Source organism: Arcticibacter tournemirensis (assembly GCF_006716645.1).
Taxonomy (GTDB): Bacteria; Bacteroidota; Bacteroidia; order Sphingobacteriales; family Sphingobacteriaceae; genus Arcticibacter; species Arcticibacter tournemirensis.
In genome coordinates, this window is sequence record NZ_VFPL01000001.1 from 3209910 (window position 1) to 3223243 (window position 13334).

Consider the following 13334-nt stretch of genomic DNA (forward strand, 5'->3'; position numbering starts at 1 on the left):
ATTAACTGAATATTATAATGCTGACTAAACATGAAATCATTCCATGTGAACGCTGCGGTAAACGAATTGAGTGTAAGGCTAATTCGTTTACACGCTGTCAGTGTAATACCGTTCGGCTTAATCTGAATGAAGTTCAGTATATAAGCGAATTGTTCGAAGGGTGCCTATGTGCAGATTGCCTGGTTGATTTAAAAAATGAGTTTAATGCTTTAAACCATCTGCATTAAACGAAATAAAGCAAAATAGTGTTAAGTATACGCGATAAGTCGTAACTTTTAAGTATAAATCGACTGATAATCTTTGAATTATAAAAATGAAACAAGTCGTTTTACCTTTAACATAATACTAATTCCGGATTACAATATCAATAGTCTCACTCCTCAGGGCTGAAAGGTCAATAGGTGCAGAGCGCTGTATATTACCTAAGGTTGTGGTGTTGTGTACAATATTTTGCAGGTAATAGGTACCTCGATAGCGTCTGTCCGAGAGGTAATTGATCATTTCCTGAAGATCAGCTGTACTTAGCAATTCAGAGTGGACGGTAGTGCGTACTTCGAATGGAATGGAACTCCGGTTTAAAATATCGAATGTCTCAGCAAACTGCCTGAAACGCGCGGAACGTGTAACCTTAGCATACTTTGAAGCAGTTGCTTTAAAGTCGAGTGCAACATAATCAACATGCTGATTCTCAATCAACCTTCTGACCATTGCAGGGTTGGACCCGTTGGTGTCTATCTTAACAAGCATTCCGAGTTTTTTTACTGCTGCAGCAAACAGATCCATGTTCTTATGCATAGTACATTCGCCGCCGCTGAAGACCACGCCGTCAAGCAGTCCTTTCCTGGAAATAATGAATTTTAGCGTTTCAAAATAGCTGATCTTCCCCTTACCAGATACAATTTCGGGATTGTAGCAATAAGGACACTTCATATTGCAGCCTGCAAACCATATGATGCAGGCTGTTTTATCCGGGTAATCCAGTAAAGTAAACGGAGATATGTTATAAACAGGATTGACTGAGAGTTTCTGTATGGAAAGGAATTCGTTGTTTGTGTTCACCTTTTTTGCCCGTGTTAAAACTTTCAACTGGTCTGTGATACCCCATTACCCGGGTATAAACAAGACATTTGTTTCTTTTCGATTCGTTTAGAGATAGTAATTCTTGCTCTTTTTTAGTTTTCATTTTCTGTTATCAGTTTATGTTGTAATTCATTTAATAACTGGCCGTCGCAAAGTGGGCAGTACTCGTGTTCTCCGTTAAGATATCCATGTACCGGGCAAATGCTGAAAACAGGAGTTACTGTTATGTACGGCAGCCGGAAATTAGAAAGCACCTTTTTAACGAGTTTACGGCAAGCTTCCGGCGAACTAAGCCTTTCACGCATGTAGAGGTGTAAAACGGTACCACCGGTATATTTGCATTGCAATTCATCCTGCAACAGCAGCGCTTCGAATGGGTCGTCGGTATAATCCACGGGGATCTGCGAGCTGTTTGTATAATAAATATTCGCGTCTTCACCCGCCTGAATAATGTCAGGAAAGCGTTTCCTGTCTTCCCTGGCGAAGCGATAAGTAGTACCTTCAGCAGGCGTTGCTTCGAGGTTATACAGGTTGCCGGTTTCTTCCTGAAAGCTGGTCATACGCTCGCGGATATAGTCGAGTAGCCCAGCAGCAAAGTTTCTTCCTTCTTCTGTTACGATGGAAATGCTATCGTCGCTGAAGTTCCGGATCATCTCATTGATTCCGTTTACGCCGATGGTTGAAAAATGATTCCTGAAATGGGTGAGATATCGCCGGGTGTAAGGATAGAGACCACGATCAAACATTTCCTGAATAAATTTTCGTTTCTTCTCGAGAGTTGAGCCGGCAGTGTTCAAGAGATAGTCCAGTCTTTCATACAAAGCCTTTTTGTTCCCTTTGTACACAAAGCCAAGCCGGGCCATATTTATCGTTACTACCCCTATGCTTCCTGTCATTTCAGCGCTGCCGAATAAGCCGTTCCCTCTCTTAAGCAGCTCACGCAGATCAAGCTGCAGCCGGCAGCACATGCTCCGTACAGCATTGGGCTTGTAGGCATTTGGGTTTTCAACTCTATTTCCGTTCTCATCTGTCGTATACTGGCTGCCTATAAAGTTTTGAAAATAAGAAGAGCCGATTTTAGCCGTATTTTCAAACAGCAGGTCGGTATTTTCGCCGTGCCAGTCGAAGTCTTCAGTGATGTTGACCGTTGGAATGGGGAAGGTGAACGGCTGTCCGTTTGCATCGCCTTCGGTCATTACCGTATAATATGCTTTGTTTATCAGATTCATTTCATCCTGGAAATGTCCGTAACACAGATCCTCCAGGCATCCGGCGCCTTTTTCATGTGCCGCCCTTTCAAGTTCAGGGTCATTAATTCCGCTAAAAAGATGAATGTCCTTTTTTGTGGGAATCTGACCTTTAAGATCCTCGGGGACCGTCCAGTCGATAGTAATATTAGTAAAAGGCGATTGCCCCCAGCGGGCAGGAACATTCAGATTATAGACAAAGCTTCTCACTGCCTTCAGAATATCACCATAAGTGAGCTTATCCTTAAAAACATAAGGAGCGAGATAGGTATCGAACGAACTGAAGGCCTGAGCTCCGGCCCACTCACTTTGCAAAATACCCAGGAAGTTTGACATCTGTCCCAGCGCTTCCCTGAAGTGGCTTGGCGGGGTGCTTTCAACCCGACCTCTCACTCCATTAAAGCCCTCATTGAGTAAAGCCCGGAGGCTCCATCCGGCGCAATAGCCAGTCAGGCAATCGAGATCGTGAATATGGATATCACCGTTCCTGTGTGCATAGCCCTCTTCTTTTGAATAAACCTTATCCAGCCAGTAGTTGGCTATTACCTTACCTGCCACGTTGTTAACCATTCCGGCGTTGGAGTAGGAGGTATTTGCATTTGCATTAATCCTCCAGTCGGTTTGATTAATGTATTCCTCTATAGTCTGAGAGCTGTCTACAAAAGTCGTATCATCTGCTAAACCTTTTATGTGTTCTCTTTGCAGTTTCCTGGTATGCCGGTAAAGCATAAAAGAGCGCATCACACCGAAATATCTACCCGAGAAAAGCTCCTGCTCGATGATGTCCTGAATTTCCTCTACTGCCCAGACCTCTTTTTCAGAAAGTTTTTTCAGGGAGTTTTTAAGTATTGATTCGTCGCAGGTAATATTTACACTTTTGAACCCTTTCTCAATGGCATCTTTGATCTTGTAAGGTTTGAAGAGTTCGAACTCTCCATTTCGTTTAATTACGTAGTTCACCATATATCTTTTTTTTAATTAAAAGCATACGGATGGGATGAAAAAAGAAGAGATTTACGGCTTTTCCTTTTGCAATACCTTTCACCCGAAAGCTACAAACACGCTTCGGCAGGTATTCTGACTTGCTCCAGTTTAACAGCCTTCCCATACGTTGAAGAGGTACAGTGACGTTGTTTGTTAAACACAATTACGGAGCTTACAGCTACGGGGATAGTCCCGGACTTACACCGGGTTCCCTTTTAATCCCCTTATTGAATAAGGAGAACCGAAAACGATGCAAGTGTATAAGGAAAGTTCGGATTCTGCTTAAGAAAGATTTCAACAATCGACTTTTTATGTGAAGAAGTTGCGGGTTGTGGGACGTGGGTTGTAGGTGGTGAGTTGTATGTTGCGTGTGGTGAGTTGCAAAATGAGAGCTGTATGCTGTAAGTATAAATCTCTCAAAGCCTGTTTGTTGGTGTATTTCAGTAAACTCGTCTGATTTGATAAACCTAATTGTTACTTTTGTACCCGTGAAAATGCCAAGAATACAGGATTTAATCCTTTTTGAAAATGACGATCTTTTTGTGGTTAATAAGCCGCCGTTTATCAGTTCACTTGATGAGAGGGAAGGCGGTGAGTTAAGTATGCTTCGGCTCGCAAAGAACTATATCAAAGATGCACAGGTATGTCATAGACTGGATAAAGAAACTTCAGGCTGCCTGATCATCGCTAAGAACCCGGAGGCGTACCGGCTGGTTTCCATGCAATTTGAACACCGTAAAGTAAAGAAGATATATCATGCCATTGTGAACGGTACCCATGTGTTTAATGAACTTAAAGTTGATCTTCCCATTTTAAATCTGGGTAATAAAAACGTGAGTATCAGCAGGCAGGATGGGAAGGCGGCTGAGACTATTTTCAACTCCCTTCGATATTTCAAGCATTATACGCTGATTGAGTGCCAGCCTGTAACAGGCAGGATGCACCAAATCCGTATCCACCTTGCTACGCAAAAAGCTTCGATAGCAGGTGATGAAATGTATGGTGGCAAACCTGTGTTTCTCTCACATATAAAAAGGGGATACCACCTAGGTAAAGATCAGGAAGAGCTTCCGATAATGAAACGGTTTGCACTTCACGCAAAGGAGCTGACGTTCCGGATTAACAGTGAGACTGAAATAACGGTAAATGCTCCTTATCCCAAAGACTTCGCTACACTGCTGAAGCAGCTTGAGAAGTTTGACGATTGACAAGGGACAATGGACAACTGTCCCCTGTCCCTTGTCTATTCAACTGTCCATTGTCACTTGTCTAAGTGTATCCGAGTATCTTTAATACCTGCTTGCTGTTCTGCTCTTCTCCGAATACCTCAAAGTTGAAGGTTTCATCTCTGTTCCTTCGGATAATTACGTGCTTTGGAGAGGGCAGAAGGCAATGATGGATACCTCCATAGCCACTTAATACTTCCTGGTAAGCGCCGGTATGAAAGAAGCCAATGTATTGAACTTTACGGGTTTTGGGCATGAAAACGCTATTCATGTGGGCCTCCTGATTATAGTAATCCTGGCCATCGCAGGTTATACCGCCAAGATTGACACGCTCATATTCCGAGTCCCAGTTATTTACAGGCATCAGAATATATTTCTGGTTCAAGGCCCATACGTCGGGAAGATTGGTGATAAAAGAGCCGTCGAGCATAAGCCATTTTTCCCTATCATTCTGTTGTTTACGTCCCAGTACCTTATAAAGGATACCTGAAGCTTCTGCAACCGTATACTTTCCAAACTCCGTAATAATGTCGGGTTCCATCACATCGTGTTCAGCGCAGATTTCTTTTATCCTCTTGACGATCTCATTTACCATGTATTCATAGTCGAAATCAAAAACAAGAGAATCCTTGAAAGGCATTCCGCCGCCGATATCAAGAGTAGTGAGGTCGGGATTTATTTTTTTGAACTTACAGTAAAGAGTAACATATTTCTCAAGTTCATTCCAGTAATAAGGAGTGTCAGAAATTCCCGAGTTGATGAAAAAATGCAGGAGTTTGACCTTAAAATTAGGATTGGGGGCGATTTTGTTGTTATAAAACTCAATAACATCCTCCATCCTTATTCCAAGCCTGGATGTATAGAACTGAGAGTCGGGCTGCTCTTCAGCAGCTATCCTCATCCCAAGACTGCAGGGAAGGTCCAGTTCGTCATCGTAAATGTTAAATTCCTCTTTATTATCCAGAACAGGAATGATATTCTTAAACCCGTCGTGAAACATGTCGATGATATACTGTTTGTATTGGTATGTTTTAAATCCGTTGCAGATCACCGTAATATCCTTGTTGACTACACCTTTTTTCTCAAGTGCGTCTATCATAGGCATATCAAAGGCCGATGATGTTTCAAGATGTATGTCATTCTTCAGCGCCTCTTCAACAACATGCCGGAAGTGAGAGCTTTTTGTACAATAACAATACAGGTAACTGCCACGGTAATTGTTGTTAATGATAGCATGCTGAAATAATAATTTTGCCTGCTGTATCTTTTTAGTTATAAGAGGCAGGTATGTGAAGCGCAGCGGAGTTCCGTACGTTTCAATCATTTCCATCAGGTTAAGGTCGTGGAAGTATAGTTCATCGTCAATAACCTCAAACCCATCCTGGGGGAAACCTACACTTAGATCAAGAAATTCCTCGTAGCTCTGCATTAATTAAAATTTCCGCAAAAATGTGATTTTTTAATGAATAATTATCAAGAAACGATGAACTGAAAAAAAGAATACCGGAGAAATGACAATAGCAGGAAAGTAGTAGTGGGTTATACGTAATAAGTTCCAAATTTTAAGTACAAATCGGCTGATAATCTTGATTTCATAGAAAGACAATAAGTCATTTGCTTTAATATTACAAATTCGGTAAATGGATTTCTGCGATCATACATCGTGCGCTCCCTCCGCCAGCAGTTTCTATAGTGTTCAAAGGGATATGAACCAGGCGCCCGTACTTGCTTAGCTGGTCTATCTGCTTATCATTTAATGCCTGAAAGGCCTGCTCGGAAAGGACAATAAGATCTTCGTTCTTCCGGTTCTTAAGCTGGAGAATATTACCGGCAAATTTCGAAATCTGCGCTAATGTTATCTCTATGATTTGTTTACCTGTTGAGTGTATTGTATTGATTAACAATTTTTTTTCTATCTCTTCTTTAATAGCCTCTGTACATATAAGAACAAACTCCGCTCCAACACACATCATAACATTCGTATGATAAATGGCTTTGCCCTGGTTATCCAAAGCGTGAAAACAGACTATACTGTATCCACTTAGCTCTGCAAATTTCTTTAATACTACCGTGTCGGTTCGCGGAGAAAGACAGGCATAAGCTATTTTATTGTCTCTGTCTAAAACCATGCTGCCAGTGCCTTCAAGGTATCGGTTCTGATCTTCAAAATAACTAAGGTCTCTCAGTTCTTTTATCAGGAAATGACTCCCCAAAGCTTTAATTAAATCAGTTCTTCTTTCGTGCCGCCGATTCTCTGCTTCCATAGGATATAGATACACAGAGCCATCTTCATGCGTCGAAATCCAATTATTCGGAAAAATGGAGTCGGGGGTGTGTGGTTCGGGTGTGTCCTCAAAAACAACCACATCTATATCATTGGATTTCAGTGCCTCCACGAAATTATCAAACTCATGCACCGCAGCATCCTGCACATTGAGGTATCCCGGTAGCCGACGCTGAAAAGCATTGCTATGTGCTGTTTCCTGATTAAATTCGAATTTAACCGGCCGGACCATGAATATGGAAGATGTTGTCTGCATAAATTGAGAAATCAGGACTCTCTTAACAAAGGCATACTCATACAGTGGAAACCTCCTCTGGCTCGTGAAAGCTCGGCTGAAGGCATGAGGATTAACGTTTTTTCTATTTCTTCAACAGAGAGTTCGTCGTATTCGAGTTTTTCGACGAGCTGTTCTGCATGTATAACTGAGAATCCATTTTCCCTGAATGCCTCAACAGTTTTGTCGTTACGGTCGTATCCCATTACAACTCCGTCCTTCAGGGCGAGTAAATTGCACGAGTCAGTCCACTGCTCGCGGACGTCAAAAGGAAAGTGGTTGTTGCCGGAATAAATAAACCGGGGCGTTTCCGTGCAATTGAGATCATTCTTACTGATATCGGTGAGAAGATCTTCTATGCAGTTGTACATACGGGATGTATCAATCTTTCCTTTTTCGAACTGAAAGATCTCAGGCTTCTCCTTATTACGTTTTTCAGAAAGATAGTCTACAGGTTCTGACCCTTTATGCTGTTGTTGCGATGATATAGAACCAAGTACAACCCATGTATGCTTGTCGACTTGTGTAAAGATGGTATCGATGTGCATGAAATCACGTTTATGAGGGATCTTGACCACCGTTACTTTACTAACAACATCCCTGTCAAAAAGCAGCTTAATGGCTTCGCTTGCTCCACTTGCCGAAGTACGTTCGCTGCAACCTATTAATACATGATCAGGACTGACTACCATTACATCGCCACCTTCGATCGTCGTTTTCTCGCCATGCTCTTCCCCCGGGCGCAGAAAATACTGTACCGTATCGGGAATTTCAAGTATATTTTCCCTGTATTCTCTGAATAGAGGATGATTGAAAAAGATATATCGCGCGAGGAGTGTTTCTCTGGATCTGGCTTTTTTTGCTGGTTTGTTAAGCAGGATGAAATTATTGATGGTAATTCCGATATCCCTGGTAAATATCAGATTGGGAACCGGGGGAAATATCATGTTACCATGAGGCATTGAACCCGAGATGAAGATACTTGATAGTTCTGAAGGAGACGTGTTGATCAGCTCCTGCTGCAATTTATAGCTGCAACCTTCAATTGCACATACAGATGCTGTTAATTTTTTACGGATATCACTTTGTTCAAGGATTTCACAGAGAAGTCGCTCGAATTCAATCACTTTTCCGGAGGCATGGAAACCCTGTTTTGATGGTTTGAAGAACTCGCGTTTACTTGCGGGGGAGTCAATAAAAGACAATCTCCCTTTTATCCTTTCAGGATCAAGAAAATAAAGAAGTATCTTGACGTAATAATCATATTCTTTTCTTCTCACTGTATCCAAATGCAGGATATCTTCAAAGAGCCAATCCTGTGCTTTTGAAGGAGCTACTCTTCCGATACCACTGTCGGGACTATGAATGATCAAAGATCTTAATGTAGCGGTTTCGGAATTCACAGAAAGCTTGAAATGGCTATTTTCCATAAAAATTGTGATGTCGTATACAAATTTACTGGATTTATGCGAATATAAGCTGAGGCTTTTTGATGGTAATGATTAATTTTGGCACATGGATTTTATAGTACAGGGAACGTTACAGGCCGTAAAAGCACTTTATAGCACAGAACTTAAGGAATCTGATATCAATTTGCAGGAAACCCGCAAGGAGTTTGAAGGAGAGATAACGATAGTGACGTTTCCACTTACCCGCTTTTCAAAGAAATCGCCGGAACAGACCGGCTCAGAAATAGGAGAGTACCTCCAGGAACACAGACCTGAAATTTCAGGATTTAATGTCATCAAAGGTTTTTTAAACCTGTCGCTCGACAGCACATATCTGCTTCAGGTTTTCAGCGATACGATTTCAAACAGCGCCTTTGGCGACATTCCTTCAAACGGGAAAAAGGTAATGGTGGAATATTCCTCGCCTAACACAAATAAACCTCTGCACCTTGGACATATCAGGAACAACCTTCTCGGCTATTCTGTAGCGCAGATACTTGCAGCATCTGGTTACGAAGTTATTAAGGCAAATCTGGTAAACGACAGGGGGATACATATTTGTAAGTCAATGCTTGCATGGCAAAGGTTTGGCAATGGCGAAACTCCCAAGAGCAGCGGCTTAAAAGGCGATCATCTTGTGGGCAAATACTATGTCATCTTCGATAAAGAATACAAGAAACAAATCGATGAACTGAAAGCCGAAGGCCAGACCGAAGAGGAGGCCAGGAAAAATGCGCCGCTGATCAAAGAAGCACAGTTAATGCTCAGGAAATGGGAAACAGGGGATGAGGAGGTGATCAGCCTTTGGAAGATGATGAACAACTGGGTGTATGAAGGCTTTGATGTGACTTACAAGAAGCTAGGCGTAAGCTTTGATAAATATTATTATGAATCTGGCACCTATCTCCTTGGAAAGGATATCATTGAAGAAGGGCTCGAAAAAGGAGTGTTCTTCAGGAAAGAAGATAACTCTGTATGGATAGATTTAACAGCGGACGGCCTGGATGAAAAGCTTGTACTGCGCGGCGATGGCACTTCTGTTTATATCACTCAGGACCTGGGCACTGCACAACTGAAGTACAATGATTTTAAAATGGACGAGTCTATCTACGTGGTTGGTAACGAACAGGATTATCATTTTAAGGTATTGTTCCTTATACTCAATAAATTAGGAAAGTCCTGGGCTCAGGGATTATATCATTTATCATATGGAATGGTGGATCTTCCTTCGGGTAAGATGAAGTCACGGGAAGGAACTGTAGTTGATGCCGACGACCTGATCGATGAAATGATTGATACAGCGCGCGGGCGTACCGAAGAGTTGGGTAAAGTAGAAGGCCTGCCAGAAGAGGAGAAACAAAATCTGTACAGAATGATCGGTCTTGGAGCTCTGAAGTACTTTCTTTTGAAGGTTGAGCCAAAGAAACGACTACTTTTTGACCCAAATGAATCAATAGATTTCCAGGGACATACGGGTCCATTTATTCAATATACTCACGCACGTATCCGTTCTGTACTTTCTAAAGCAGGCATTGAGAAACTTGAATACATCGGAATCAACGGCGTGTCTCCAACAGAACGCGAGCTAATACTTGCGCTGAGTAAGTACCCTTCCGTTTTAGCTGAATCAGCTAAGGAGTTTAGTCCTGCACAACTCGCTAATTATGCCTACGACCTGGCAAAACTTTACAATAAGTTTTACCATGAGGAGCCCATATTGAAGGTTGAAGATATTAATATCCGTAATTTCCGGCTTTCTTTGTCATCCGTAACCGCAAGTATTATCAGGAAAAGCATGGGCTTATTAGGCATTGAAGTGCCCGAACGCATGTAAGATTATTGATACAAGGGGAGTTATTCTTTAAGATATTGGTTTCTGAAAAACAGTATATTCAAAAAGCGGTTTATAAGACGTTAATTACATAAACAGAAGCCGATGAAGCAATTATTCTTTATTTGTCATGATACAAAAACAGCAGTGCAGGCAGGCAATGGAGTCGCGGGGATACCCTGCATCCAGGCCGAACGAATTGCTGCTTTAAACGCCTTCCTTACCCTCAATCATCAAAAAAATATTATTCCTGTATGGGATGATGATGACGAATTTGAAGAGATATTAGATACTTATACTTTTATTACCGTCGACGACGCCAATAAAAGCATATATAGTAACGAAGCACTTGGCTAAAAAGGGAGTAAAATGCTCCCTTTTTAGAGATTAGTCTTTAATAGCTTCCAGCCAGGCAGTGGCCATTAACCGTGCCCCGGCAATGCTCGGGTGCACTCCATCTGGTGTCCAGTAAGCAGAAGGTGCTGTTTCCACCGCTTTATCGTATACTGTCTGATAAGGAATGAAAGTTGCTTTAAATGCATCTGCAAGGTCCCTGGCAACATATCTGTATTCGTGAAATGCAGGAAACCAGCTCTTATTTACTGCTGTTCCTAAAAGCGTATATGGTTCCCCGATAATAAGTTTAACATCAGGGTGTTTTTGCAATGTTCTTTCCAGTAAAGCTTTGTAATCATCCCTATATGTTTTTATGGTACCTGAGTAATTGCCGTTTTTCATGTGCCAGTAATCGTTTACACCTACCAGGATGCTTAAAACGTTCGGTTTAAGGTCGAGTGCATCGGCGTCCCATCTTTCAGCAAGCTGATATACTTTATTTCCGCTTACGCCCTTATTGAAGATCTTAAGGTCTTTAGATGGATTATTATTTAAGAGGTCTGCAGCAGCGAGAAAGGCATAACCGGAGCCCAGCGCCTTCGCGTTGTTTGCGGAATTTTCGGAACGGCTTCTGCCTGCGTCCGTAATAGAATCCCCTTGAAAGAGGATAACATCACCTTTAGTTAATGAGATCTTTTTTATTTTATCTGCAGCGAAGGCAGACAAAACTATGTTAGGAAGGCCAAGTGTGAGGAGCCCTCCAACAGCAGCTTTTTTAATAAAGCTTCTTCTTTCGGCATCGTTAGTTTTCATGTCCGAAGTTAAGTAAGCTTTATTAAAAATCCAGTTAAAGCACGAATATTTTTAAGGAAAATTTCCTGCCTGCTGCGTTAGCTATAGTACCTGCTGATCGCTTTTCCGATAACACTAGCTGCGCCTTCGCCTAGTTCACCTTTTGTGATCCACCCGCCGTCATTTGGTTTAACCGAGCCCAGCCGTCTCTCTTCTTCAAATACTTCGTACTCACCGTCAGAGGGAACGATCCTAAGTGTTCGTGGTCCCCCTTCACTTATGACCACTTCGACATAGAAAGGGTTTGCTGTTTGAAGAATAACAACTGATCCTTATTATTTGTTCGGAGGCTTCACGCTAATCAGAGACTGAGAAAATGGCTGGTAAAGCTTCTGAAGTCGTTAAACTTCAAATCATACTTCTCAACCTCTCCAAAACCACATGCTAAGAAAATAAAAGGAATGCCGGCTTTTTCACTTTGCTCGCGGTCACCATCGGTATCACCAACATAAACAGGTAGCTGTAAACTATACTTATCGATAAGCAGTTTCATGTTATGGTGCTTAGGCATATTGTTTACCCCGTATGCCATCTCATCGGTTATAAATTCTGTTATTTCAGCGCGCTTCATAAACAGGCGAATAAGTCCGGCGGGACAATTGCTTACGATGAATAATTTGTACATGGAGGAGAGTTGACAGATTCCTTCCTGCATACCTTCAAAAAGATTACCCTGTCCTTTTTCTATCAAACTGCTCCTTTGGCGGTTTATAAACCCATAAATTTCCTGACGCTCATCTTCGTTGTATTCGGGCAGCACGATAGAAAGTACCTTTTTACCTTCAACCCCCATCAATGGTTTAATGTCGTCTTTCGTGACCATTTTTTGAACGCCGGCTTCTTTTAGTCCTGCATTCCACGACGAAACGTACAGGTCCATGGGATCCCATAGCGTTCCATCCATATCAAAAATTATACTGTCTGGCTTTTTCATTATTTTTAGTTGGCAATATTATGAAATTTCATAGGATGATAGAGTAATCTATTAAAATGATATCCGGAGACATGCATTTAAAGCATTTTTATCTAAGTTTGTTTGAGGCTGGCAGCTAAAAACATTTCGCAAAACAAAAGATATGAGACAGAAGGTTGCGGTACTTACGGGAGCTGGAATCTCCGCCGAAAGCGGGTTAAATACTTTTCGTGATTCCGATGGTTTATGGGAGGGGTATGATATAAATGACGTGGCGACTCCCGAAGCCTGGCATAGAAATCCAAAACTCGTACAGCATTTCTATAATCTGCGTCGCAAAGCCGTACTTGAAGCAGAGCCCAATGCCGCGCATAGAGCGCTTGTAAGGCTCGAGGAAAAATATGATGTCACGATCGTCACGCAAAATATAGACGACTTACACGAACGTGCCGGCTCTTCGGATATCATCCATCTTCATGGAATTATAACAAAATCGCAGTCAGATGTTAATCCTAACCTGACTTATCCGATTGAAGGGTGGGAACTGAAAATGGGGGAGAAGTGCGAACTTGGATCGCAGCTAAGGCCTCATGTAGTCTGGTTCGGTGAGGCTGTTCCGATGATTGAAAAGGCAGCGGAGGCTTGCTTAAAAGCGGATATTTTTCTCATAATCGGAACATCTCTTGTGGTATATCCGGCAGCCGGACTTGTAAGCTATGTGCCGGCACAAGCTCGTAAGATCCTTGTCGATCCTAAAGCGCCCCCGGTTTCGGGAATTTCAAACCTCGAAGTGATCGCCGAAAAGGCCAGCACAGGTGTACCAAGGGCTGTGAATAGTCTTTGTTTATAGCACGCCCTG

The 13334-nt window shown here is 42.1% G+C and carries 14 protein-coding genes and 1 riboswitch; of the genes, 5 read left to right on the plus strand and 9 right to left on the minus strand.

Annotated features, from left to right (window positions below):
* Positions 1–17: 17 nt before the first annotated feature.
* The gene (locus BDE36_RS13550) at positions 18–227 is read left to right on the plus strand and encodes a cysteine-rich CWC family protein (protein ID WP_235904326.1); all 210 of its coding nucleotides are present in this window, start codon (positions 18–20) and stop codon (positions 225–227) included.
* 118 nt (positions 228–345) lie between these two features.
* On the opposite strand, the gene BDE36_RS13555 is transcribed toward BDE36_RS13550, so the two are convergent.
* From BDE36_RS13555 to BDE36_RS13565, 3 genes are read right to left on the minus strand one after another with little or no spacing between them, the layout of a single operon-like run.
* On the minus strand, positions 346–1059 hold the full coding sequence (locus BDE36_RS13555; protein ID WP_235904327.1) for an anaerobic ribonucleoside-triphosphate reductase activating protein: 714 nt from the start codon (positions 1057–1059) through the stop codon (positions 346–348).
* A complete protein-coding gene (nrdD, locus tag BDE36_RS24310; protein WP_128767369.1) occupies positions 1001–1183 on the minus strand; it encodes an anaerobic ribonucleoside-triphosphate reductase in 183 nt (60 codons plus the stop codon). Before nrdD ends, BDE36_RS13555 begins: the two co-directional genes overlap by 59 nt.
* Positions 1173–3290: a ribonucleoside triphosphate reductase gene (locus tag BDE36_RS13565; protein WP_141815299.1), complete on the minus strand. Its 2118-nt coding sequence runs from the start codon at positions 3288–3290 to the stop codon at positions 1173–1175. Before BDE36_RS13565 ends, nrdD begins: the two co-directional genes overlap by 11 nt.
* A gap of 87 nt (positions 3291–3377) precedes the next feature.
* Positions 3378–3572: riboswitch (cobalamin riboswitch) on the minus strand.
* Positions 3573–3805: 233 nt separating this feature from the next.
* Here BDE36_RS13565 and BDE36_RS13570 point away from each other — a divergent pair.
* Positions 3806–4519 carry an RluA family pseudouridine synthase gene (locus BDE36_RS13570; protein WP_394366863.1) on the plus strand — a complete coding sequence of 238 codons (714 nt, stop codon included), beginning with the start codon at positions 3806–3808 and terminating at the stop codon, positions 4517–4519.
* 61 nt (positions 4520–4580) lie between these two features.
* Here the strand turns inward: BDE36_RS13570 and BDE36_RS13575 are convergent, their stop codons facing one another.
* The 3 genes from BDE36_RS13575 to BDE36_RS13585 form a co-directional block, all read right to left on the minus strand.
* Positions 4581–5966 carry an arginine decarboxylase gene (locus BDE36_RS13575; RefSeq protein ID WP_128767371.1) on the minus strand — a complete coding sequence of 462 codons (1386 nt, stop codon included), beginning with the start codon at positions 5964–5966 and terminating at the stop codon, positions 4581–4583.
* 196 nt (positions 5967–6162) lie between these two features.
* Positions 6163–7077: a citrulline utilization hydrolase CtlX gene (ctlX, locus tag BDE36_RS13580; RefSeq protein WP_141815300.1), complete on the minus strand. Its 915-nt coding sequence runs from the start codon at positions 7075–7077 to the stop codon at positions 6163–6165.
* 11 nt (positions 7078–7088) lie between these two features.
* A complete protein-coding gene (locus BDE36_RS13585; RefSeq protein WP_141815301.1) occupies positions 7089–8525 on the minus strand; it encodes an arginine deiminase family protein in 1437 nt (478 codons plus the stop codon).
* 85 nt (positions 8526–8610) lie between these two features.
* Between BDE36_RS13585 and argS the strand changes: the two genes are divergently transcribed.
* Both argS and BDE36_RS13595 read left to right on the plus strand, forming a co-directional pair.
* Positions 8611–10377, plus strand: coding sequence for an arginine--tRNA ligase (gene argS, locus BDE36_RS13590; protein WP_141815302.1), 1767 nt, complete (start codon positions 8611–8613; stop codon positions 10375–10377).
* A 102-nt stretch (positions 10378–10479) separates the two neighbouring features.
* Positions 10480–10731 (plus strand): hypothetical protein, encoded by a 252-nt coding sequence (locus BDE36_RS13595; protein WP_128767375.1) that lies wholly within the window; start codon positions 10480–10482, stop codon positions 10729–10731.
* A 30-nt stretch (positions 10732–10761) separates the two neighbouring features.
* On the opposite strand, the gene BDE36_RS13600 is transcribed toward BDE36_RS13595, so the two are convergent.
* From BDE36_RS13600 to BDE36_RS13610, 3 genes are all read right to left on the minus strand, one after another.
* On the minus strand, positions 10762–11523 hold the full coding sequence (locus BDE36_RS13600) for an SGNH/GDSL hydrolase family protein (RefSeq protein WP_141815303.1): 762 nt from the start codon (positions 11521–11523) through the stop codon (positions 10762–10764).
* A gap of 77 nt (positions 11524–11600) precedes the next feature.
* A complete protein-coding gene (locus tag BDE36_RS13605; RefSeq protein WP_141815304.1) occupies positions 11601–11789 on the minus strand; it encodes a hypothetical protein in 189 nt (62 codons plus the stop codon).
* A gap of 74 nt (positions 11790–11863) precedes the next feature.
* Positions 11864–12496 carry an HAD family hydrolase gene (locus BDE36_RS13610; protein WP_141815305.1) on the minus strand — a complete coding sequence of 211 codons (633 nt, stop codon included), beginning with the start codon at positions 12494–12496 and terminating at the stop codon, positions 11864–11866.
* A gap of 142 nt (positions 12497–12638) precedes the next feature.
* Here BDE36_RS13610 and BDE36_RS13615 point away from each other — a divergent pair, with 142 nt between their 5' ends.
* Positions 12639–13325: an SIR2 family NAD-dependent protein deacylase gene (locus BDE36_RS13615; protein ID WP_141815306.1), complete on the plus strand. Its 687-nt coding sequence runs from the start codon at positions 12639–12641 to the stop codon at positions 13323–13325.
* Positions 13326–13334 lie beyond the last annotated feature (9 nt).

Coding starts and splice junctions, on each gene's coding strand:
- argS (WP_141815302.1), top strand. CDS start 8,611: ATGGATTTTATAGTACAGGGAACGTTACAGGCCGTAAAAGCACTTTAT.
- ctlX (WP_141815300.1), bottom strand. CDS start 7,077: ATGCAGACAACATCTTCCATATTCATGGTCCGGCCGGTTAAATTCGAA.
- BDE36_RS13615 (WP_141815306.1), top strand. CDS start 12,639: ATGAGACAGAAGGTTGCGGTACTTACGGGAGCTGGAATCTCCGCCGAA.
- BDE36_RS13550 (WP_235904326.1), top strand. CDS start 18: ATGCTGACTAAACATGAAATCATTCCATGTGAACGCTGCGGTAAACGA.
- nrdD (WP_128767369.1), bottom strand. CDS start 1,183: ATGAAAACTAAAAAAGAGCAAGAATTACTATCTCTAAACGAATCGAAA.
- BDE36_RS13600 (WP_141815303.1), bottom strand. CDS start 11,523: ATGAAAACTAACGATGCCGAAAGAAGAAGCTTTATTAAAAAAGCTGCT.
- BDE36_RS13610 (WP_141815305.1), bottom strand. CDS start 12,496: ATGAAAAAGCCAGACAGTATAATTTTTGATATGGATGGAACGCTATGG.
- BDE36_RS13585 (WP_141815301.1), bottom strand. CDS start 8,525: ATGGAAAATAGCCATTTCAAGCTTTCTGTGAATTCCGAAACCGCTACA.
- BDE36_RS13565 (WP_141815299.1), bottom strand. CDS start 3,290: ATGGTGAACTACGTAATTAAACGAAATGGAGAGTTCGAACTCTTCAAA.
- BDE36_RS13595 (WP_128767375.1), top strand. CDS start 10,480: ATGAAGCAATTATTCTTTATTTGTCATGATACAAAAACAGCAGTGCAG.
- BDE36_RS13575 (WP_128767371.1), bottom strand. CDS start 5,966: ATGCAGAGCTACGAGGAATTTCTTGATCTAAGTGTAGGTTTCCCCCAG.
- BDE36_RS13570 (WP_394366863.1), top strand. CDS start 3,806: ATGCCAAGAATACAGGATTTAATCCTTTTTGAAAATGACGATCTTTTT.